6 protein-coding genes are annotated in these 25,612 nt (G+C 56.2%); 3 read left to right on the top strand and 3 right to left on the bottom strand.

The window, feature by feature from the left end; translation table 11 throughout:
- Nucleotides 1–278 precede the first annotated feature (278 nt).
- Nucleotides 279–8,960 (top strand): beta strand repeat-containing protein, encoded by an 8,682-nt coding sequence (locus tag ACGY09_RS05690; RefSeq protein WP_397570811.1) that lies wholly within the window; start codon nt 279–281, stop codon nt 8,958–8,960.
- Entirely contained in the window at nt 8,960–14,476 is a 5,517-nt protein-coding gene (locus ACGY09_RS05685; RefSeq protein WP_397570810.1) for a protein kinase, read from the top strand. The genes ACGY09_RS05690 and ACGY09_RS05685 overlap by 1 nt, the downstream gene beginning before the upstream one ends.
- A 123-nt stretch (nt 14,477–14,599) precedes the next feature.
- On the opposite strand, the gene ACGY09_RS05680 is transcribed toward ACGY09_RS05685, so the two are convergent.
- Together ACGY09_RS05680 and ACGY09_RS05675 are read right to left on the bottom strand one after the other, a co-directional pair.
- Nucleotides 14,600–15,127, bottom strand: coding sequence for a hypothetical protein (locus tag ACGY09_RS05680; protein ID WP_397570809.1), 528 nt, complete (start codon nt 15,125–15,127; stop codon nt 14,600–14,602).
- Between the two features lie 1,223 nt (nt 15,128–16,350).
- On the bottom strand, nt 16,351–17,973 hold the full coding sequence (locus ACGY09_RS05675; protein WP_397569182.1) for a hypothetical protein: 1,623 nt from the start codon (nt 17,971–17,973) through the stop codon (nt 16,351–16,353).
- Between the two features lie 731 nt (nt 17,974–18,704).
- Here ACGY09_RS05675 and ACGY09_RS05670 point away from each other — a divergent pair.
- The gene (locus ACGY09_RS05670; protein WP_397570808.1) at nt 18,705–23,219 is read left to right on the top strand and encodes a PVC-type heme-binding CxxCH protein; all 4,515 of its coding nucleotides are present in this window, start codon (nt 18,705–18,707) and stop codon (nt 23,217–23,219) included.
- Between the two features lie 108 nt (nt 23,220–23,327).
- Here the strand turns inward: ACGY09_RS05670 and ACGY09_RS05665 are convergent, their stop codons facing one another.
- Nucleotides 23,328–25,421, bottom strand: coding sequence for a M3 family metallopeptidase (locus ACGY09_RS05665; protein WP_397570807.1), 2,094 nt, complete (start codon nt 25,419–25,421; stop codon nt 23,328–23,330).
- Nucleotides 25,422–25,612: the final 191 nt, after the last annotated feature.

Below are 25,612 nucleotides of genomic sequence, written 5' to 3'. Positions count from 1 at the left end.
ATTCTGCTGGAATTTTCTCGCGATTCAACCTGCGTAACCAGTAAGATCTGGCGTATTCAAAAGAGACAGGTAGTTGGCATTCTCGGCAAACGGCGATCTCTCTAGCGCATAAACGCTACAGGCGACGAAGATTGTGAAAATCGAACGCCACCTGAACTGCTAGCATCACGTCAAATGGTACTGGATTCCGAGTGTAATCGAGTTCCAATTTGTGGGGGTGCGGCAGGAAACGCCGTAACGAATGGAAAGCGCCGGCTGAGCGGCTGAGGTAGGTTTTCATGCAGATTGCAGATTGGTTTTGGAACTGGCTCGACACCAGATCGACAGCCGGTTCGGTCCCGTTATCTCCCTCATTCGAATTTGCCGCTCGCCTCTCAAGCCTCAAGCTGGAAGAGCGTCGAGTCCTCTCCGTCACGCCCGTGCTGGCCGGCGGCGTTCTGGACGTTTCCATGACGTCGACTGGCGATACCGCCAAAATCTCGGTCGTCCAGAACGATCAGGGTGTCGCCTCGATTCTGGTGACGGATCAGCACAACCAGACAACCTCGTTTCTGGCGTCCCAGGTGGATTCGATCGAGATTACCGGGGCGGTGGGAACGCAGTCGGTCTTTTTCGAGGGGACTAACACGCTGGATGTCGGTAGTCTGACCGTTCACAACTCCGTCGATAACGTCACTTTCCAATCTGCGGTCAATGTCCATTCCGGTCCCGCGACGATTCTTGCCAGCAACGATATCCAGATTGCAGGGAATGGAAGTCTTACGGCCGACGATCCGAATTCCACGAGCGATCAACTCAACATCATCTTGTCCGCTGACCATGACCTGGTTGTGCAACAACTTTTTGCGACCGGGCGGATCAATCTGAGCGGTGCTTCGCACGTGACGGTGACTGATGGAGCTGCTGCTCACGACGTGCAGGCAGGCAACGGCATCGTCGTTTCCGCAGGGGGAAGTTCGGGGATGTTTGTGATCGAATCCTCGGCAGACATCCAGTCCCTGTCCGGCGGAGTCATGATCACTGCAAACCGGATGGACCTGGACGGAACCGTGACGGCCGACGGACAAATTGTGTCGCTGGCCCCGAATGCGATTCCTCTTTTGCCACCAGCTCCTCCTGCGGGTCGGTTGATCAACCTTGGCACCGACCTTGATGGGCCTGACTATCTGGGCCTGTCGGCCACGGAACTGTCGAATATCCATGCCGACACCCTGATCATCGGAAGCAACCGCACGGGTGACATTGAAATCACCGCCGCGATTGTCTTTGCAGGGGACATGGATGTGACTCTTCAGACAGGCAACCACCAGATCGCTTTTGAGGGTGGTTCGCTGACTCTTGAGGCCGGCAACCTGATCCTCCGTACGGGGGGTGGCGGGGCGGTCGTCGCGGATGCATCGGGTCTGGATCTGTCTGCACATACAGTCTCGATTTACGCGGGGAGCGGGATCGGGACCAGTGACCATCCGTTGCGGATGAATGCGACATTTCTGACGACGATCATGTCGAACACGAATGCGGGGCAGTTTCTCAGTGAATTCGATTCGGTGACGATCGCACCGACGGGATTAAGTGCCGGGGCTGGCACGATTCATCTGGTGGAAGGTGAATTCCTGCTGGGGGGAAGCGAGCGGATCAACAATACAAGTTCAGTGGATGTGGGACCTGCCGCCACATTGAACCTGCAGAATTTTTCTGAAACCGTCGCCAGCGTGTCCGGCAGTGGTTCGCTCGTTCTCGGTACCAGTCTCCTTGATACCACTTCCCTGTCGCTGAACGGAGATGCGACACTGCACGTCGTGATCAATGGTCTCGCCCCCGGTACGGGCTACAGTCAGATCGAAGCGTCGGGTCCCGTTTCACTGGCGGACGCGTCGCTGGATCTGGATCTCGGAACGTCCCTGACGGTGGGGGACAAGTTCACCTTGCTCAGTAGTACCGGTTCCTCTGCGATCATCGGGACCTTTAAGGACCTGCCGGAAGGGGCCACCTTCCATGTTGCTGCGACCACATTTTCGATCAGCTACACGGGGGGAAACAGTGGTCATGACATTGTACTGACCGTTGTGGCGACCCCGACAAATGTCACGCTGGATTCCTTGGGAAATCTGGTTGTGTCTGACTCGATGGTCGGCGGGAATAATGATCGGCTGACGATCCAGTCTGACGTCGCCAACGGGCAGTACATCATTCATGATCCGGTGAATCTGTTCACCACAGACATCCCCGGGGCCGTCATCTCGCCGGATCTGCACACGATCCGCGTCCCCTTCTCGGCGATTCCGGGAACGCAGGTGTTCGTCAACACTTATGGTGGCGATGACTCGTTGACCGTTGATTTCTCGTTGGGAGATTTTTCCCGATCCGTCCATTACGACGGAGGAACAATGTCATCCGCGGGGGACAGTTTCGCTCTGACCGGTGGTTCCACGTTCGGTTCCGTCACACACTCCTTCGGAGACGCGACATCCGGTGAAGTGGTGGTCAGTGGCAACCAGCAGATGACGTATCACAGCGTCGAGACGACCGTCGTCGATTCGCTGACGGCGGAAAACCGCACATTCACGGGGACATCCGGATCCGAGAACATTGAAGTCGTTGCCACCGGCAATCTCTTGAAGATTTCGTCTGACCAGGCGGGTTCCATCACATTCGTGAATCCGACGAAGCTACTGACCATCGCCGGTGGTGCCGGTCATGATGCCATCACCGTTTCGTCGGTGAACGCAGGCTTCCGCGCGTCGTTGTCGATCGATGGGGGGATCGGTACCGATGTGATTCACTTGAACACCGCGCTCAACCTTGGATCGTCCACTGCGGAAGGAAATCTCAACGTCACAGCCGAGACGGTGAATGTTGGTGCGAATATTTCCACCAATCACGGACCTGCGGGTGGAAACGTCGTGGTGACCGGGACGTCTGCCGTGAACCTTACTGCGAATGTCACCATCGACACGAACGTCGCCACGGGGAGCGACGGGAATATCACGTTCAATAGCCCTGTGAATGCAGATCAGATTGCAAACGCGCGCCAGCTCACACTGACCGCTGGCAGCGGAATTGTTTCGCTGCAAAACGTGGGGGTCGCACGGGCGCTCGATAAGTTTGTCGTTTCCAGTGCGGGAACGACTTCCCTCCGGCAGGTGCAGACGGGCGCCGGCGGCATCGCGGTGACATCCGCGCGTGTGGATCTGAGCGGGGATCTGACATCGGTGGGGAATATCACGATTGACGGCCCCATCACACTCAGCGACTCGATTACGATCTCCAGTACCGCCAGCGGTGATATTCAGTTCCAGCGAACGCTTGACGGTCCGTTCGACTTGAACGTTGAGACGGCAGGGGGGACTCGTTTCGGTGGTGCCGTCGGTACAACCGCCGCGCTCCGCTCGCTGACAACGGACAGCCCCGGTACGACGGAATTCTTCGCGGGTGTCACGGTCGTCGATTCGATTCGCCTGAATGATTCGGTCAGGTTGCTCGGCGATGCCGCTCTGACCAGTCAAACCGGGGGGGCGATCAACTTTGCGAAACAGGTTGATGGACCGCATCACCTCACCGTCAATACGGCGGGTGTCACGACGTTTGGCGGAGTCGTGGGGGGCATCAGCCCGCTTGCATCGCTGACGACCGATTCCGGTGGATCGACGCAGGTTCATGCGGATATCACCACCGCCGGGGGAATTCAGTTCCATGATGCTGTCAGGCTGGAAGGTGACGCGACCCTGACCAGCACGACCGGAAAGGATGTTGGTTTTGCCTCGACGATCGATGGAGCCCACCGCTTAAGAGTCAGCAGTGCCGGCCAGAAAACGTTTATGGGGGCTGTCGGTGGACAGATCGCACTGACCTCGTTGACGACGGAAGGGGCAGGATCGACTCGCATCAACGGAGGAATCACAGCCAGTGGAGATGTGAAGCTCGATGATGATGTCAGTCTCATGGCCAACACGATCATCACCAGCACAAGCGGCGGGACGGTCGCATTCCAGCGCTCCGTGAACGGTCCTTACGGGTTGACCGTGAACACGTCGGGCGTGACGCTATTTAATGGAGGGGTCGGTGAGGCCACTCGCCTGACCTCGCTGACGACCGACAGCGAGGGGGTAACCCGTCTCAACGGAAATTTCACGACCTCAGGGGCAATCGAGTTCCGCGACGCTGTGGTGTTGACGGGAAATGTGCGACTGACAAGCAGTGGCGGCGATACGATTCAGTTTGGCAAAACGGTTGACGGCCGATTTGGGCTGACCGCTGTGACGTCCGGGGTCACACGGTTCGACGGGACGGTCGGCGGAAATACGGCGTTGTCATTTCTGACCACCGATTTTCCGGGATCTTCGCAGTTGAATGCCAACGTGACGACGACGGGGAATCAAACGATTCGAGACCGTCTGGAATTGTTGAATTCGGTTACGATGGAGACGACGTCGAGCGGCAATATCCTGCTGTCATCCACGGTCGCAACCAACGGCCATGATCTGACGCTTTCAGCCGAGGGGAACGGGGACGTCACGGCTCAAGCTGAGATGAGTGGAGGCGGGGATTTCAGGGTCAAGCAGGCAGAGAACGTTCGTTTGTCTGCAATCTCGGTCGAGAGCGTGACGATTGAGCAGGCGTCCCAAAGCGTCGTGTTTGGCGGTCGCGTCGAGACAACTGGCTCCGTCTCTGTTACGTCCAGTGGTTCGATCGAGCAACTCGCCACCGTCGCGAGTGGTGGAAGCGTCGAGTATATTGCTGCGGGACCAATTTCCGTTGGACAATCGATTCAGGCGGAAAATGACATCATCCTCGACTCGACCGCGTCCGGCCTGACCGTTGCAGCGGGGGCGCCGCTTGAAGCGGGGCGGCACTTAAAACTGTCGGCAGGGACGACAGTTTCTGTAGACGCCCAACTGACGGGCGAGAATTCTGTCTCGATCAAGTCAATCGGTACCACGACGCAGTCCTCTGCGGCCGAGATCATTTCGGGCAGTGGAGGTGTGCTGATCGAGGTGGGAACGCTGGTAGCGAATGCTAATATCACCACATCGCGAGGGAACGTCGCGATCAGTGGTCCGGTGAAACTGGCGCGTGGTATCGAGATCAGTACCGGCGGTTCAGGCGATATCACTGTTTCGGGCACGATCAATGGAACATCGGCGTTCAATCAGAATCTGACGCTTGACGCAGGGACCGGTCAAATCCAGGTGACGGGACATGTGGGGAATACTGTCAGGCTGGGAGAGGTCCTCATTGTCTCTGCTAACGACGTTCGGTTTGATGGTTCACTGAATTCGTGGACCTATCAGCAGCTTCAGGGAAGTGGGGTCAGCCGATTTCGTGGAGCTGTCAATACGTACGGTGCAATTGCCGGGACGAACGATGGATTCCAGTTTACCGGGGCCACCCTTCGCTTCGACGCTGCGACGTCATCCCTCGATACGCATGGGCGGGATATCGCGTTGACTGCTGACGCGATTCTCTTGCCCACCACTTTTGTGAACGCGAATGGTGCCACGCTCACGATTCAGACGCTATCAGCCGGAACATCCATTGGTCTGGAGGATGCCTCGCAGGACTTGAACTTTACAGACGCTCAACTGGATGTGGTTCACGCTCAGACAGTCGTGATTGGCTCTGGCAATCAGACTGCGGGAATTAAAGTCGGGACTGATGGGGCACTCACGCAGTCGAGTCATTATCTCTGGAAGACGGCGGGAAGCATCATTGTGAATGGCTCGTTCCAACTCGATGCCGACCATGAACTCACCGCGCAAGTTGGAACGGACCTGGAGATCAACGGAACCGGGAGGCTGGCTACCGAAGCCGGTGCAATGCAGCTCTCTGTGGCACGTGACACCCAGATCCGCGGAACGCTGGCAACGGCGAGTGGATCGATGACGCTCGACACGACCCGAGATACAACATTCGGCGCCGCTGGCAAAATCCTCTCGACCACCGGTGACGTGCTGGTGACGACGGGGAACGGGATCGACGGAACTGGGGCCCTGCTGATGGCGAGTGGCAGCCTGATCGACGCGGGGTCGGGACGAGTGGAAATTGACGTTCAGCAGAATGTGACGCTCGGACAGGTGAAGACGGCGAACGGCACGGTCGATGCCATTCGGATTACTTCACACACGGGCGAAATTCGGAATGGGTCAGCCACAGGCGAAAATCTGGTTAATGAAACCCTCGGCGGCGTGGTGACCCTGCGAGCGGTGAATGGAATCGGGACCACGTCACCCACCGGTGGCGACCCCTCCCTGGTGACTCGCGTGAACGCCCTTGATATCGTCAATTCCGCGGCGGGTGACATCCGGATTCGCGAAGTCAGCGACCTGCAATTGCATCGTGTCGATCAACAAGGGGCCGGGAATGTCGCCATCCGTTCCGCTGGAACGACGACCATAACTGCAGGTGGATCCGGCGTTACGGCCACAACCGGGAACGTTCTCCTGTCCGCAGAGGGTACTGCCTCGGACCTGGTTCTCAAGGCCGCTGTGACGACTGCGGGAGGCGATATCAGTCTCAGGGCCTCTCGCGATGTTCTGATCGATGCAACGGCACCCGTTGCCTCGGCGGGTGGCGATGTCGAGGTCGTGGCAGACAGCAATCAGGTCGGAAATGGCACGAGCGGAAAGATCCTGATGCAGGACGGCGCGACCATCCGATCCGGTTCCGGGACGATCGCTCTGCTGGCTGACCAGGATATCACGCTGGGACAGGTTGAAACGCTGAATGCGACCGCGAATGCACTTCGACTTGTCAGTACATCAGGAAGTCTCGTCAACGGAGGCAACTCGGCGGGAGATAACCTGATCGCCGATGCGGCGGGGGCTGTGACAACCATTCAAACCGCGGTCGGCGTCGGAGCACTGCAGCCCATCAATGTCGATCTAGATGTGCTGAACCTGACGAACGGTGCTTCCTCAAACCCCTTGTCGGGTACTAATACCCGGATTCACATGATCGAGAGAGATTCGATCAGAGTCGACAACCTGACTCAGCACAACGACGGTGAAGTACGTCTGGTCGCAAACCAGACAATCACTGTCGGCCAGATCTCGGCCCTTACCAGCGGTGACTCGTTCGTCTCGCTGGAATCGACTGCCGGGGAAATTGCTGCGGGAGGGAATTCAGCCAATCTTCATATCGCTGCAGAGACACTCGTTATGCGAGCTGTCACCGGGATTGGGAGCAGTGCGCCGCTCGTGACCAATGTGTCGAATCTGGCCGCGACGAATACCGAGTCGGGGAACCTGCAGATTCGCAATGTCTCGGGCAGAATTCTCAATATCGTCACGTCGGATGGCGTGGACGGAATCTCCGTTCTGGGAGCAGTCTCCGGAAACCTGATGATTTCCAACACGGCGACCATCAACGTTTCGTCTACCGTTCAGAATGCCTCGGGTGGAAATCTCTCGATTACGGCATTGGGGAATTTTTCCGGACTTGTTGTCACGGCACCTGTGCTGGCAACTGGTGGGAGCGGGAATATCGATCTCATTGCAGGTGACAGTATTAACCTGTTTGACACGGGGGTTGATGCGGATATTCGGTCCGAGGGAAGTGGCGTCACCACGATTCATTCAGGGAACCGTGTCAACTTCTGGCAGGATGTGGTGGTGCAGTCGGGAACCGGATCGATCATCGACGCGCCTCCTCGATTTGTGAATCTTCAGACACCGCAAATCACCGCGGGGGGAATTGCAACGATCACGGGCGAGTTTGGTCGACCCGGCGAGCACAACTTCACCATCATTGTGAACTGGAACGACGGGACCACGACGACCGCCGTCTTTGAGGATCCTGGTGAGTTCCTCTTCACTCACTTTTACAATGCGAATCCAAACAAGGATAACCCTTCCGCCCCGATCCCGATTGACGTGACAGTGATCGCTGATCCGCTGATTCACGTCTACGGTCGCAATACGACAACGAACAATGCTCTGGGCAGTCTGGACTTCACGACTTTACGGGGCTACGCCCCTGTCCCCGGTGAAGGTCTGGGGTCGTTCATTTTTGACCTGACTCCACGAGTCGAGTTGCTTCATTTTCCTGAACCCCAGCGAGTGTGGGACATCCAGCAGGTCTCCTCGCATACTCCGACGGTGGCTCTCGAGATTGTGCCTGTCGCCGAGAAAGAGGGGCTGGGTCTTTCCCCGCGACGCAAGGTCTTCTTTGAGATTGGCAAACGCAACGCGGATGGAACGGGCTGGGAATTTGATGAGGGGATCGAGCTGACCGAGGATTTCCTGGAGCAGATCTTCGATCCCGAATTGATCGAATCAATTCCCGACGGCCGGTATCGCGTTCAACTGCAGGAACCGGGTGAAACTGTTAAGCGGCTGGTCATCGAGTTTGAAATTGTGAATGGAGCCATCGCCGATGGAACCGAGCCGATGCTCGACGATGTCATGCCCGAGTCGCTTCGGTCCGGGAAATCATCGACTACTGAGACAGACGCACCAGACGGGGGTACCACCGGACACGATCCTGCCGATGCACTCGTTCCCGAAAATGATGATCCCCTTGATCCCGCAATCGAAGGGAGTTTCTTCCCTCAGCGGAATTACCCGGTTGAGGGAAATCAGAACGTCGCCCCGAGCCCCCGGTCGGAATCTCAGGAGTTCAGGGGTGAAAACGAGGGTTCTCAGTTTGCCTTCAATCCCGGACGACGTCTGTTGAAAAAAGCAGCTCTTCACCTGCATCAATCGGAATCTGAACCAGTGAATGCGGCATACGACCATCACGATGCGACTTCTGACGAACAGCAGGCTGAACTCAACAACGATACCAGTGTGACCAGGCTGGGTGGTTCGCTGGCGCTATTTGGGGTCGCCTCCACTCTTGCGGGCGCGCAGCGGACGGGGATGCCGTCTGCCGGGACGACTGCGGCAAAGACCGGTGGGGTTCAACTGAATCGCGCGGCGCGACTGATGCGAAAATGGACCTCAAAAGAGGAGGGGATCTAATGATCAAATGTCCCCACTGCAGGCGGAAGGTCCAGGGGCAGGACTTACTCAGCGGAGTTTGTTCTCACTGCAATCGCTCGCTGAGTATTGATGACGAGGGCTCAATCGGTCTGGGTTCGAAGAAGTATTTCGACAAGCAGGTGCGCGACGCGTCACAGCCCAGTCGAATTCCATCGGAACCCATTCGCCTCGACAAGACCCGAGAGGACTCTATCGAAGATCCCCAGGAGCGGGAAGAACTGGGAAACGCCGCGACAATCATGTCCGAAGAGTTCGTGACGGCCGACAGTATCCCTGATACGGGTGAGGACTGGACCCGAGCGACAGCCGTTTCGGCGGATGAAGACTTGAGTGGCGAAGACGGCGGAGCGGCAGCGACTGTTGACTCGGCCAATGACATTGCAAACTCGAATGCCACCGTCGAAACGGATCAGCAGGAACAACACGAAAACGATCTTGGGGCGACCTTTATTTCCGATGACGTGCCGGAAGCAATTCTGGCAACAGAGCAAAGTGACGGAGAATTCGGGGGGGCCGAAGATGATGCTGACAAGACATTCGTTTCTGAGGATGGTTTCGGTGGGCATCTGAAGACAGATGACATCGAAATTCACATGCGCACCTACGTCGTCGAGACGGCGAACGGGATCGATGATGGTGCGGACGCTGACAAGACGTTCATCTCCGACGAAGTGCCGGAAAGACTGATGAAAACGGTCGAGTCGCTTTGGGGACCGCTCGAAGAAGCCGTGCCAAGTCAGCCCTTTTTCCCATCACCAAACAGTCCGACCGTCGCTACTCCGGGGACGCCCAAGAAGGGAAACCCAGTCCCGCAGCAAAAACAGACACTCGTCATCAAAACCAAAGCCTTCTCTGACGTTGCGCCTCGCACTGGAGGGGGAACCCGCAGCAAGGAGGAAGACCCCGAGTATGAGCTTCTGAAAGTTCTCGGCGAAGGGGGAATGGGGATCGTTTACGACGCTCGCCAAACGTCGATCGACCGAAACGTCGCGGTCAAAATGTTGAAACCAAAGACTGCGGAGAATCAGAAGCAGCGGGCCAAGTTTCTCGCCGAAGCGGTTGTCACGGGAGAACTGGACCATCCGAACATTGTGCCTATTTATGACGTCGGTGCGAATTCGGAAGGGGCCCTGTTTTATTCGATGAAAAAAGTTCAGGGGACCCCCTGGCTGAAAGTCATCAAACAGAAGTCGATCCCGGAAAACCTTGAAATCCTGATGAAGATAGCCGACGCGGTGGGGTTTGCCCACGCGCGGGGGGTAGTGCATCGTGACCTGAAACCCGAGAACGTCATGCTTGGTGAGTTCGGTGAAGTGCTGGTAATGGACTGGGGGTTGGCTCAACCTTCCAAGACGTTCCGGAAGTCGAGCAGTATCACTGAAACAAACACCATGGGGGGAACTCCCGCCTATATGGCGCCGGAGATGACCACAGGTCCCATTGAACGGATCGGCCCGGCGAGCGACGTTTATCTGCTCGGAGCCATGTTGTTTGAGATCTTGACAGGGACCCCGCCACACGTCGCAAAAAATGCGATGAAGTGCCTGATGGCAGCGGCCCGAAACGAGATCACTCCGACCGACAAAAAGGGAGAACTGATGGATATTGCCATGCGCGCCATGGCAACCCGTCCTGAAGACCGCTTTCCCGATGTCAAACAGTTTCAGGCAGCCATCAGAGAATATCAGTCGCATTCGGAAAGTGTTCTGCTTTCAAATCATGCTGATGCAGACCTGAAGCAAGCGAATGAGTCGAACAATTATGAAAGCTTCTCGCGGGCTGTTTTTGGATATCAGCAGGCGATTGAATTGTGGAGTGCGAACCGTGCAGCGGTCGCGGGACTGGCACGAGCAAAATTGGATTATGCCGAGTGCGCCTTTCAGAAAGGGGACCTGGACCTCAGCCTTTCGCTATTGGACAAGACGAATTCTGATCATGACGCACTTCGCGGAAAGTTAGTCGCCGCACAGAAAGAACGAGAGGCGAGGCATCGGCGACTGGTCCTGCTGAGACGACTTGCAGCAGGCCTTGCGGCATCGGTCTTTGTGCTGGTGGTCGGGGCATCTATCCTCATCAACCAGCAGAAAGAAAAAGCACTCGAGTCAGAAGCTCAGGCCCGTATCGCCGAGCAAAAGGCGCTCTCGTCGGAAGCGACTGCCCGAACAGCAGAAGCAGAAGCGATTGCCTCGGAGGCGAAGGCGAAGGCGTCGGAAGCAAACGCCAAAATTTCCGAAGCTCATGCGATTGTCTCGGCCAGAGAAGCCCGCGAAGCCGAAAAAATCGCCCGCGATTCAGAACGACGGGCGACGGAGGCGAAAGAAGCCGAAGAGTACCAGGCCTATATTGCGCGGATCGGACTGGCAGCCTCGCAGATCGAGAAAAATGCCTTCGATGCCGCTCGTAAGACCCTGAATGACTGTCGGCCTGGTGCCGGCGATAAACGGGATCTGCGGAACTGGGAATGGGGACGCCTGGACTATTTATGCAGCCAGGCGGCGGCCGTTTTCACAGCCGTAGAACCGGTCGACGCGCTGGCCATTGATGTCGCCGGGAATCGCTTTGCGTCGGGCGGGTCGAGCGGGCAGGTGCAAATCTGGAGTCGCGAAGCCGAGCAGGCGATCACACTGGATTATGACTTCGGACGGGTGAACGCGCTCGCATTCTCACCTGATGGTTTATTTCTGGCGATTGGTTGCAGTCGGCCAGACGGATATCTGCAACTTTGGGATTCGGTTCAGATGAAGCCGGTGGCTGGTCGTAAGTTCGAGGGGCATACAGGATCGGTCCTGAGCGTTTCGTTCTCAAAAGAGGGGCATTCCCTCCTGACGAGTTCCTCGGATAAGTCGGCTCGAATATGGAATGTTGCCACCGGGGCATTGGATCGCTCGTTCTTCGAACAGACGGGGTGGGTCTGGTCCGCGGAGTTTTCTCCTGACGAGTCCTCGATTGTGACCGCCGGGCAGGATGCCCGAGCGATCGTCTACGATCTGACTGGTCAGGGTACGCCCAAAAAATTCCACGGACATGATAAAAGTCCCGTCTACTCCGCGAAGTTCACTCGCGACGGTACGGCTGTGATCTCTGCCGGGCAGGACGGAAGAATTCTTCTATGGCGGCCGGATGAGATCGAAGATTACCGCTTTGATTCGCTGAAAGACGGGCTTTTCCAAGATAAGGTCAGGGCAAGAAACGCGATCATTCCGACACCGAAGTTTAAAGAATTTCGGCTGGTGGATGCGGATGCCAAGATAAAGCCTGTTCGTTCGCTTGCCATCTCAAAGGACGGAAATCATCTCGCCAGTTGCGGCGACGACAACACGATCCGAATCTGGAACATTGCGACCCGTGAAATGGAGAAGCAGATCCGCGGACACGGTAGCGTCGTCCGGTCGTCGTCGTTCCTGCCGGACGGACACAGGCTGCTATCGGCCAGCCACGACCGAACAATCCGAGAATGGGTTATTGACAGCTTCACCGAAGTAAGGACCTTGTTCGAAGGGCATGTCGATGCCGTTCTTGCAGCATCATACTCACCCGATCAAAGATGGATTGTGACCGCCAGCGGCGACCGTTCGGCCCGTATCTGGAATACTGCGAGCGGTAAGCTGGAGCAGGAATTCGGCAAGGATGATCAGGCGTTCGACGCGACCGATTCGGGTCAGGTGCGCCCCAAGAATGAATTTCGAGAGGGACATCTGTTTCTCGTCTCATCGGCTCAGTTCTTTCCGGATGGCCGGCAACTTCTCACCGCAGCGGCGGACAATACGGCGCGCGTCTGGGATGTCGAACGTGGGGGGCAAAGTCTGTTACTCGAGAACACAGGTCGTGCCGCCGCGATTGCGATCTCTAACAACCTGCAGTGGATTGCAACCGGAGGAGGCCGGGTTCCTTCCGCTCAAAAACCGTCCGAGAGCCTCTGGTCTGCCCAATTGTGGAACGCCGCTACCGGAGAGCATTTGAAAACATTCTCCAATGAAAATGGTCATAACTGGGAAGTGGCAGCGGTTGCATTCTCACCGGACAACCGTCTGCTCGCCACGGGGGATGTCATGGGGCACATCCGGCTTTGGGATCTGGAAAGTGGCGCTGTCGTGGGACGACTCGACGGACATGGACGCTACAAGATCTCTGCGATGGCCTTCCTGGAGGATGGCCTTCGTCTGGCGACTGCAAGTTACGATAACACCGTGATGCAGTGGGATGTGAAGTCGGGAAAAGAGATCAAGTCTCTCATGTTGCCTCATCCCGATTCAGTCCTCGCGATGCAAATTATTCCGTCAACTAATCGGATCGTGACCAGCTGCACCGAGCAAAAGTCGATCGGCGAAGGTAAGACTGAAGCGATATCAACATTGCGGTATTGGGACGGGGCGACCGGAAAGTTGCTGGCGACTTCGACACCCTTTGCCGGTACGGCACAATCCATTTCCGTTTCCGGGTCGGGCGAGTACGTCAATGCGGCCAACTCCGAAACCGGCGATGTTTTGACCTGGAGCCTGACGGATCCGAAGCAAGAGGTGACCAAGCTGCTTTCCAGTCCCTCACGAAGCGATCTGCGGTCGGTTGTACTGCATCCTGATGGCCACCAGATTGTGACCATCGGCGGGAGCGACGCATTACTTTGGGATTTGAGCAACCCGCAGAAGCCCTCACTTGTAAAGAGCTTTTCCCAGCATCTGACGGTCGCATCGGCCCGCTTCTCGCCAAACGGAAAGCGGATCGCCACTGGAGGACTGGATAAGACGGCACGCGTCTGGGACATCCAGACGAAACGCGTCATTCGCAAGCTGGAAGGAGAGCAGGGACACAAAGGGCGAGTCAACTCCACCGTCTTTTCACGAGACAGCGCTCACTTGCTGACGGCCAGTACTGACGGCACCGCCAAGCTTTGGAACATCGACACCGGAGAAGTCGTGTTCACTCTCGTCAATCGCAGTGGACCCGATGAACAGGTCAGTCCGATCAACTCGGCAACCTTTTCCGGTGATGGAGAATGGATTGCCACGGCATCCGAGGATGGCAAAGCCAGATTGTGGAGTGTCAGAACGCAGGAATGCGTTCGAACGTTCAGCGGACATCAGGCGGGAGTTGTTTGCCTGGAATTCACAACGGACGGTGCAAAGCTGGTCACGGGGAGCAAGGACAAGACGGCCCGGTTATGGGACGTGGCGACGGGAACGGTAGAGTTGATCTTTGAAGGACACACCGAGGAAATCACATCGGTGGCAATCTCGCACGACATGCTGCGAGTCCTGACCGGCAGCGCGGATGATTCTGCAAAACTCTGGGATGCGAAGCTTGTCACGGATTCCGAGGCAGAATCGCAGGTCGCAACTGTAGCTGCTTCATCCGCTCGGCGTGCTACGGAAATCCTGACGTTGATCCGACACAAGAACGATGTCACGTCAGTGGCGTTCTCGCCTGATGGGTTGCAGATTCTGACAGGCAGTCTGGACCGTACGGCAGTAATCTGGCTGGCACGCGACTGGCGTTGAAAAGGACCAGCATTGAGTCCGTTCGACCCTGACCGTGGCAGACGACTGCCACGGTCAGAGCGGACCGTCAAGAGAACGTGAATTCTCTCTGTAAAGCGACAGAATTACCGCCAGTGGATGGAATCAGCGGTAGAAAATGGTGGCGTAATAGCCGTTTGCACCACGAGCCACACCGATTTCGATGGGAGTTCGCTGGCCCCAGAAGCAGGAATTACGAATCGCCTGGTCTGGAGTGGCACCAAAACCGTTTCCTTCGTAGCTGCCGCCACCAAAACCACCCCCCAGATGCTGAACGCTTCCCAGGCGAGCGCTTTGTTCGGCCTTCCACTGTGCGCTTCCGTGTGCTGCAGTCCCGGCGGGCGGAACGACGGTGCCAGTCTGGTTGACCATGCCACTCGTCTGAACTACACCACTTGTCTGGACCACGCCGCTCGTTTGAACAACGTTGTTAGCGACGGGGGCAGCATTAGCCTGCACGACCACGTTAGAAGGGGTCGCGACAGTCGAAGTTGGCGTTACTGCAGTGTTGTAACCTGTTGTGTAATAGGTCATATAACCCTGCTGTCGCATCATTCGATGTCCTCGTGCCTCGGCATGGGAGGCAAACAGAGACAACGCCAACACGACGAACGCCATTTTCACTTTCATCATTCTCGAAACTCCTGCGGACTCTGAAAATGTGGGCAAGCAACCCACGACCGATCACGACGTTCGTGACGGACTTCACTCACACTCACAACAGCGAATCCGTTTCGCTGTACTATGACTCAATCATGCATCCAAATTCATACGTGCGAACAACTGTCACGAGTGCGGTCGATATGACTGCAAATCTGACAGGGTAAGAACGCAGGTATAACTGATCTTATCTTGTAATTAGTGTTAGTTGTGCGACGCGATATTGCCGCACATCAGCGGCAATAATTGCACGCTGATGTTTCCTAAGGAGCTGTGCCTGCACCATCGAAGTGGTGTAAGGTCCACGATACTGCCTGGGTACAAGACGACTCGATTGGTCGTCGATTCATTGGATGAGCGGCAAATGTAACCTGTGGGGTTAATCGCACGCACGACCCCGCAGACATCATGCTGGGGGCGTCCACGAAGGCATTTCGTGGAACCTGAGCATTAAGTTACCAAATCCATCCGGAAAAACTTTTGAGGGTAGGGAAGTCTCGTTTCGGTTGTATCAGCCGCGAACACTCACGTCCGCACTTTTACTCCCCGGTGCCCAGATCCTTGGGCTCAACAGACTCCGTCAAAATTCCATCCAGGCAATGTCATCATCACAATGCCGACTCGCTCATTTCGAGCAACTGATTCTTAACGACGGTTTCCTTCAAGTTCAACCCCGGGAACGGAAATCGTGCCATGAAACGTGAGTTTTGGTGGCGTAACCTGTGTTTTGGAAATGGGTTGGGGTATTGCACGAATTAGGGGAAAAACGTTCAGGGATGCATTTTTCCGGGCAGTATTGCGTGGAAATTGACCCGTGAATTTGGATGAATTGAAAGACTCCGGGACTCATTTGATAGACGATCTGCGTGAGAAACCGCCTTCTGCAGATTCACAAAGCATTTGAATTGAAGACGCCGTAAAACGTTCTGATGTCGTCTGTGTGTCGCAAACAGTCCGGCATTCGACACAGCGCGATTGAGTTGGCTCGCCGTTTCCCAAGTCAGAGGGAGACTGGCTCGGTTCACTTCAACGAAGCAGGCTCACGCTGTGGCTCGCTGCTCAATCACATCGCTGCTGGTCTGGCACGACAGAAACAGTCAAGAAATATCGGCAGCCCCGGGCGGTGTTCTGCCGGCGATGGATTGATCAACGTACGGACGGGTGCAACCCCGTTTTGCGTTCGGTGAAACTCTTGATTACAGGGTGTTTTGTGGACTCGCGGTTTGGGGTTCAACTTTGCAGGACATCAGTTGGGGTGTCCATTGCCAGGTGGCGAGGTGATGTTTCTTGGTCCAAGCTCGCATTCGTTTGACCTGTTCATCCCAACGGCGACTGATCACCAAGGCGCGCAGTTGCAACATTTCTTCCGCGTGATGTTCTCGCCAGAAGACGCCGTTTCCTTTCAGCCGCAGGTTGATGACTCGGCGGATACTGCTTTCAATGGCACCGCTTCCCAGGGGGAGACCGCAGCGACGAAATTCGGCATAGTTCAATCGTCCCGCATCCCCGTGTCGCTGGAGGTAGTTCAATTCGGTTTGAAGTTCCGCGTTGGTGGGTTCGTCTTCAGCAAACACTCGTAGTTCCTGGACGACGTATTCCCATTCTCCGTTACGTAGTCGCGTGCGAAGATCCCGATACAGGGGCATCCGCTGTTCCGTGGTCACGCCGAGCGTGGCTAACGCTCGTGAGATATGATGCACGGCATGGCAGGTATCCAGAACCTGATGAATCACGACCTCCTTCGGAATCCGCGCTTGAGCCACGATTTGATCGACGCGGTCCCAGATCCAGACCGCTCCATCACTGACAAAGGTCAGGCTCAGTGCCTTGGCTGCTCCCAGGCGATGCAAGTGCATGGCAACCAGTTCCGCCATAGCGTCAGGTCCCGCAAACGTCCCATCCATTGTCATGCGTGACTTCTTCTCCAGGCGCCCCTGCTCATCATGAATGAAGATCGTCATCAACTTGGGTTCGCGCCATTCGCCATCGAACGTCCGTTTTGCGAGGCGCTTAGAGCGTCCCGGCGCATCACTGATAATCAAACCGTCTTCGTTGAGTTGTTCTGCATGAGGCGTTGCCGCTCGCAGTTTTCCACGGAGTTTCGTCCGGCCGCCGTCGATCTGGATCGACACACGCTTCCCCGACAGTTCGTTTGTCGATGCCAAAGTTCCAGCACGCCAGGAGGCCAATTCTGCCGTTCGTAGCTTCAGCAGTTTCTCACCGCACTGCTGAGAAATCCGCCGCACCGTTTTGAGATTGAGCGACAGTCCCTGACGCTCCAGTTCCTCACAAGCCAGTTCAAACGAGGGACACAGAGCCGACTGCCGAGAGACCGTACTCTCCAGCCCGGGAGAGACTTTCTTTCCCAGCCCGAATTGCACCTGTTCAATCTGTAGGCCCGAGACTGATTCTTCCTTCTGCAGACCATTCCCGCGACGACGACTCGCTTCACAGTAAAGCGACGTGATCCACATGACCACGCCCCCCAGAAGCCGAACCGACATCTTTCGATCACGCCCCTTGGATAGCGGAATCGAATAGTCTTGTCGCGTCTGCTCGGCGGCAGCGGCAAATTCCGGTGTCTGCATCACGACTGATGCCAAGCCCGCCACGACCATCCCCGCACCCCGCGCGAACTCCCGCTGGACTTCCAACTCAAGGGCTTCCAGACTCAGCGGGTCTCCTTTCAGACGACGTTCCCACTCCCCCAGCTTCGGAAACACCTCGCCACTGAATCGGAAGAGCATCTCCGAAACGGATTTAATAAACTCACCATCCCGACCGTCCAAGGAAATCCCTCCCATTCGACCGCCCTCCATTGCGATCTCGGTGCCGAATCCATCCAATCCTCGATTGGACAACAGCAGGGAAGAATAACACAGACTCAGAGATCACTCAGCAAATAATCACTTCTCCGTACTCGACCGCAAAACGGGATTGCACCCGTACGGACAGAATTTTCAGCGGCGAGGTTTCGTCAGATGGCTGCAGTGTAATCGAGTCAGGGATTGTTAATTTGATGGAATAGTAGTGGCTTAGTAAGACGACGTGTTAGTAGCACGTGGTCGAAGTCTAATATCAGTGTCTTTGATAATGGTTCGGGAATCAAGTTTGAAATGACAGGTAGAAGCATGGTCGGATTAGGGAGCGCGTGCACACCTTTTATGTTGAACGATATTTGTTAGTTGGACCTGAGGCGACGAGTCGAAGGACGGAAGAGAATTCTTCGACTGGAGCTCACGATTTTTCACTGGTTCCGCTTCGGAAAGGGTCAACCCGCATGCGGCCACCGTGAGACGGAATGGAATTCTGGAGAGTTTCTGTGACGGCACTACCGGTCGCATGATGAGGGCTGCCTGAGCAATACGACCACTACCACAATTTGAATGCCGTTTACCGACGTGGTATCATCGCGTATCAACTCTCCACGGTCATCTTTGATTCTCAACCAGCACAAAATTTGACTCTCAGTGCGCGACGAATAGGTAGCGGTCTCGAAAGCGATTGATCGAATTTCAGGTCAGATTTGTTGTGAAGGGACACCATCGGAATGTACACCTCAAAATCACTGGCTGTCGCTTTGGTGCTCTTGAGCATTGCTCGGGTCAGTGTCACCGCGGCAGAACCAGCCCGTCTGAAACTGCTATTTCTGGGGGACGATGGCCACCACCAGCCGGCGATTCGCTTTAAGCAGCTTCAGCCGGAGTTGAGAAAGCGGAAGATAGACCTTGTCTATACCGACGCTGTGAGTGATCTGAATTCACAGACGCTAGCCGAGTACGACGGACTGGTCGTCTATGCGAATATCGACGAGATCTCGGATGACCAGGCCCGTGCACTTCTCGCATTTGTCGAAGGTGGAAAGGGCTTCATTCCTTTGCATTGTGCCAGTTACTGCTTCCGGAATCATCAGGAGATCGTCGGGTTAATCGGCGGGCAGTTTCTCAGGCATGAAACGGGCATGTTCCGGACCACGATCGTGGAACCGGATCATCCGGTGATGAAAGGGTTCAGCGGGTTTGAAAGTTGGGATGAGACCTATGTTCATACCCGACATAACCCTGTGAATCGAGTTGTGCTGGAGACACGGACGGAGGGGGATGCGCAGGAGCCCTGGACTTGGGTTCGGACTCACGGTAAGGGACGAGTCTTCTATACGGCCTGGGGACATGACGGACGCACATTCAGCAATCCCGGATTCGTCGACCTGGTCGAGAGAGGGATTCGGTGGGCGTGCGGTGGCGACCCGTCCATCGTTCCACCCTTTGCTGACCGCCCGCAGATGACCAGTCTGCCTGATGACCTGGCGCCGTTCGAGTATGTCGAAGCCGATGTGCCGTTCTATCCCCCCGGCAAGCGGTGGGGAACAGTCGAAAACGGCCCCCGCAAGATGCAGCTCCCGGTGTCACCTGAAGAATCAATGAAGCACTTCGTGACGCCCGTCGGGTTTCAGATCAAGTTGTTTGCCTCGGAGAAAGATTTTCAGGGAAAGCCCATCTCGATGAACTGGGACGAGCGCGGGCGCCTGTGGATTTGTGAAACGACTGACTACCCCAACGAATTGCAGCCTGTCGGTCAGGGAAGGGACCGAATCCGGATTCTGGAAGATACCGACGGCGACTGGGTTGCTGACAAATTTACGGTGTTTGCAGAGCATCTGAGTATCCCGACCGCCATTACTTTCTATCGGGGTGGAGCAATCGTTCAGGACGGGACCGAGACGGTCTATCTCAAAGACACTGACGGTGACGATCGCGCAGACTACCGCAAAGTCCTCATTACCGGCTGGGGAATGGGAGATACGCACGGAGAAGTGAGCAATTTCCAGTTCGGTCTGGATAACTGGTACTACGCGATGCAGGGCTACAATGACTCGTCACCGGTCTTGACCGACGGTCGAAAGGTCACCTCGTTTCGGCAGGGCTTCTTCCGTTTCAAAGTGAGCGAGTCTCAGAAAGGAAGCGACCCAGCGGCCGCTCCCATTGGAAGTGAGCCTCAGCCTGACCCTGTAGTGACGGAACTCGAGTTCCTGCGTTCAACCAACAACAACACCTGGGGGTTGGGGCTGAGCGAGGAAGGGTTGGTGTTTGGCTCGACCGCGAATGGAAATCCCAGCGAGTTCATGCCGATTCCTAATCGCTACTATGAAGGTGTGCGAGGCTGGTCGTCGACAGTGTTGGAAGGGATTGCCGATAGCAACAAGTTCGAACCACTGGACGCTGACAAGGTTCGTCAGGTTGATCACCACGGGGGATTCACTGCGGCTGCAGGTCACGCCCTCTATACCGCAAGGAATTATCCGAAAGAGTACTGGAATCGGACTGCCTTTGTGACTGAGGCGACGGGGCATCTGGTAGCGACTTTCGTCTTGCGGGACGAAGGTGCGGGATTCCGATCCAAAAATTCCTGGAACCTGCTGGCCAGCAATGATGAATGGTCAGGGCCCATTATGGCCGAGGTTGGTCCAGACGGAAACGTGTGGGTGATCGACTGGTACAACTTCATCATCCAGCACAACCCGACGCCGATCGGCTTCCAGACGGGTAAGGGGAATGCTTACGAATCCAGTCTGCGTGATAAAAAGCATGGGCGCATCTATCGGGTGGTGTACACCGGAAACGAAGCGACTCAATCAAAGTCCTCGGCGTCATCGCAAGAGAACGAAGGCATGATGCAGGCGAAAGCGGTCGATCTTTCGCGGGCCCACGCGAATGAACTCGTCGCCGCGCTGCACTCGCCCAATTTCCTGTGGCGTCGGCACGCGCAACGACTGCTGATCGAAAAACGACATACGGAAGCGATTCCGGAACTCGTTGCCATGATCAAGGAACAATCGATCGATGAGATTGGTCTGGCGACGGAGATAAACCACGCCCTGTGGACACTCCATGCACTCGGCGGGTTAACGGGTGAGAATCGAGAAGCGCACAGCGCCGTTGTTCATGCTCTGAATCACCCCTCTGCCGGTGTTCGCCGGAATGCTCTGCTTGTATTGCCGCGAGATTCCGCGACCATCGCAACTCTGCAGAGAAGTGGCGTACTGCGTGACCGAAACGCCAAAGTTCGCCTGGCAGGATTTCTGACACTTGCCGAACTTCCTGCATCCGCGGAAGCCACTGAAGAAGTACGCCTCGCGATGGTTGCACCCGAGAACTCGGATGATCGCTGGTTGCGAGAAGCATTAATTGCTGCGGCTGCCCGGCATGACTTGATGTTTCTGAAGTCGGTCATCCAGAGCATCGGAGAAAAGTCCCCTGGACCCCACATCGACGTCATCAGGATTGTGGCTGAGCACTACGCTCGGGGGGGCAACGAGAAGTCGGTCGCGTCGCTCTTCCCTTTGCTGGTGCAATCCAGCGAGGGGACCGTGGCGTCGGATCGAGCTACGGGAATCATTTCGGCGATGATCGAAGGACTGGCGAAAGGATGGCCGCGAGGTCAGCAGGCGGACTTTGATGAATCGACGGAAGGGGCTCTTGTCGAACTTTTGAACAAGCTCCCCGTCGCCGATCGTGGCCCCCTGGCGACGTTCGCGACACGGGCAGGAAGCAAGAAGCTGGAAACGTATAGTGCCGAAATCGCGGCATCCTTTTTGACAATCGCAAAAGATGAGAAACAACCGGACGATGTGCGACGCGATGCCGCGGTCCAGTTACTCAGTTTCCGTCGTCTGGATGGTGAGGCCGCAAAAGAGGTCATCGCTCTTGTGACACCTCGGACACCGCCGGAACTGGCGCAAGCTTTCATTGAAGCCGTGAACGCCAGCGAAGCACCCGAAGCGGGTGGTCTCTTGATTGAATCGCAGGCAACATTGACCCCTTCGGTCCGGCCCACCGTGATCCGTCTGCTGCTGGGGCGGGTCGACTGGACCGACGCCCTGCTCGATGCACTGGAGCAGGGGAAAATTTCCATGAGCGATCTCTCACTCGATCAAAAACAGGGAATGAGCGCTCATCCCAACAAAGAACTTGCAGATCGAGCGAAGAAGGTGTTATCGCGAACGGGAGGTCTCCCTAATCCTGATCGACAGAAAGTTCTGGACGAACTGCTGCCGCTCGCTGACCAGACGGGTGACGTGGCAGCCGGACGAGACGTCTTTAAGAAGCAATGTTCCAAGTGTCATACGCACAGCGGTGAAGGGACCCGCATCGGACCGGATCTCACAGGAATGGCCGTTCATCCGAAGAAAGAACTCCTGACGCATATCATCGACCCCAGCCGAAGTGTGGAAGGGAATTATCGCGTGTACTCCGTTGTCCTCAATGACGGCCGGGTGATGAACGGGTTGCTCGCTTCCGAGTCGAAGACGGCGATCGAAATCTTCGATGCCGAAGGGAAGAAGCACGCTCTGCAGCGTGCTGACATTGAGGAACTGATCGCATCGACCAAGTCGCTCATGCCGGAAGGATTCGAGAAGCAAGTCAAGCCGGACGAAATCAAGAACTTACTGGAATTCCTGACTCAGCGAGGAAAATACCTCCCCATTCCGATTGATAAGGTGGCGACGGTTGTCAGTACGAAGGAGATGTTCCACGACGGACAGCATGATGAACAGAAACTGATTTTCCCGGACTGGGCGCCGCGTATTTTTGAGGGGGTCCCGTTCGTCCTGGTTGACCCGCAGGGAGACCGCGTGGCCAACGCGATCATGTTGTATGGGACCAACGGCGATAAGCCCCCGCGGATGCCCAAGCGAGTCGCGCTGACATGTAACTCGGCTGCGACGGCGATCCATCTGCTGGGCGGAGTCAGTGGGTGGGGATGGCCTGCGAGTGAAAAGGGACTCTCGAGCCTCATCGTCCGTCTCAAATATAGGGACGGAGCAGTCGAGGAGCATGTGCTGAAGAATGGCGAGCATTTCGCAGACTACATTCGGCGCGTCGATGTCCCTCAATCTCAGTTTGCTTTCCCGCTCAGGAATCAGCAGATTCGCTACCTGAAGGTGGTTCCTGGACGGACAGATCCGATCGAGACGATCGAACTGGTCAAAGGGAATAACGTTGAGTCGTCGCCCATCGTGATGGCGATTACTGTTGAGACCCCCGCTGCATCTGAAAAGAAATAACGAGGCTCTTCCCAGATTAAAAAATTCGGGAGCCAACCCGGCCGTGGGGTGCACGGCGAGGAAGGCTCCCGAAACTGAACTTGATTGCTACAGCGACAGGTCGTTCGCTCAGGCCTTGGGGCCGAGGCCTGAATGTCTCAGCAGAGCCGCAACCTGGGGTTCACGACCCCGGAAGGCCCGGAAGACGTCCATCGGATGACGGCTTCCACCGAGCGACAGAACCGTGTCGCGGAACCGTCGACCTGTTTCGAGGATCGTGGCTGGGTCGTCGAGGCCCGCTTCTTCAAATGCGCTGAATGCATCGGCACTCAGAATTTCAGCCCACTTGTAACTGTAGTAACCGGCGGCGTATCCGCCACTGAAGATATGCTGGAACGAGCACAACGATCGATCCTCGGGCAACAGGGGGAGAACGCTGGTCTGCTGACTGAGCCGGCGATTAAGTTCGTGCACCGATTCTGATCCGTTCGGGTCGAATTCGGTGTGTAGCTCAATATCCGTCATGCCGAACAACAACTGTCGCAGCGTCATGGACCCCGCGCGGTAGTTTTTTGCCGCTCGCACCTTTTCAAACAGGGTATCCGGCAGGGGGGCGCCCGTCTGATAATGACCTGTCAGTCCCATGAGTGTCGGGCGGTGGTAGCACCAGTTCTCCATGAACTGGCTGGGCAATTCCACTGCATCCCACTCAATGCCGTTGATACCTGCACAGTCAGCATAATCGACCTTGGTCAGCATGTGCTGCAGGCCATGGCCCATTTCGTGGAACAGGGTTTCCACTTCACGAAAGGACATGAGGCTGGGGGTGTCGCCGTGGGGCGGCGTCTGATTGCAGACAAGATGTGCAACCGGGAGCTGGACCTGATCGCCCGTCTTTCGGCGGCCCAGGCAATCATCCATCCACGCCCCCCCGCGCTTGTTTTCGGGGCGTGAGAACGCGTCGAGGTAGAACGAGGCGACGTGGTCTCCGGAAGCGTTATGAACACGGTAAAAGCGGACGTCGGGATGCCAGACGCTGACGTCTGTCTGACGATGGATCGACACTTCGAACAACCGACCCAGCAATTGAAACAGGCCATCGAGCACTTTTTCGAAGGGAAAGTAAGGCCTGAGTTCGTCGTCAGTGTAAGCGTAACGCTCTTCCCGAAGGCGTTCCGCCCAGAAAGCGACGTCCCACACCTGCAGGGGCGAAGTTTCTCCCCGGGTTTCCCGGAGTTTCTTGATATCTTCGAGGTCCTGAACGGCTGCGTCCCAGGCAGCGGTCCGCAAATCTTTAAACATCTGACGGATCGCATCGACGCTGGGTGCCATCTTTCTGGCGAGACTGATCTCAGCGTAGTTCCGGTAGCCCAACAGTTTCGCCTTTTCTTTTCGGAGCGACAGAATTCGCGTGATCAGTGGATCATTGTTGAGCTCTCCCGCCGACGCACGTGTGACGAAGGCGCGATAGAGTTGTTCCCGCAGTTCACGGTTCCGGCAGTGTTCCATAAAGGGAGAAAACAGCGGCGGTTCCAGTGTGATACGCCAGGGACCTTCCGCGGGCGTGGCTGGCTTTTCGGACTCGGTATGGGCCGAGTTCCAGGCTTTGGCTGCCAGATTTCGCAGTGTCTGCGGCCAGCCCTCGGTGTCGACCGGATTTGTGATGTCGAGAGAATAGGCCTTCGTTGCGTCCAGAACGTGATTCGAGAAGTCCGTCGATAACTGTGACAGTTCCTGCTCGATGGCGTTGAAGCGTTCGCGCTGCTGACCTTCGAGCGCAATTCCGGAAAGCTCGGCCCCCTTGATTCGGTCGGTGATGATACGCTGCTGGGCTTCACTCAGACGAGACCATTCATCACTGGATCGTAACTCTTTCAGACACTTGTAGATGGGCTCGCTCTGACTGGCTCGGAGCCCGAACTGAACAACCTCGGGCAGGATTGTCTCGTAGGCGGTTCTCAGTTCGTCAGAATTCAGTACGCCGAACAGGTGACCGACGGGTTTCCAGCCGTATTCGAAGGGAGGGTCCAATTTCTCCAGCTGACCGAGCGAGCCTTCCCAGGTGGGGGCCAGGTGCTGCTCGATTTCCGCCAGTCTTTGGGTGGCGTGGCTTACAATCTGCTTGACGGCGGGAACGATATGCTCTGGGCGAATGGCAGCAAAATCAGGTAATCCCGTGGGGGCCAGCAGGGGATTTTCAGTTTCTAAATTGCGATCAGCCATATCCTTGGATCCTCTCTGGTATGCAAAATAATCGGGGGAGTTTAGACGGAAAACTCGACTTATGCAGCGCCCGGTTTCGAGAATCCCAGTTGATTACGGTCGTTCGTCGGCAAGTTCGCGGGAACATCCTTCCTCGGTGAGATCAATCACGATAAGCTATAGAAGTAAGAGTGCCACGACTTTACTGATGC

The organism is Schlesneria sphaerica (assembly GCF_044336245.1).
GTDB lineage: Bacteria > Planctomycetota > Planctomycetia > Planctomycetales > Planctomycetaceae > Schlesneria > Schlesneria sphaerica.
This window is presented reverse-complemented; position numbering and strand designations above follow the sequence as displayed.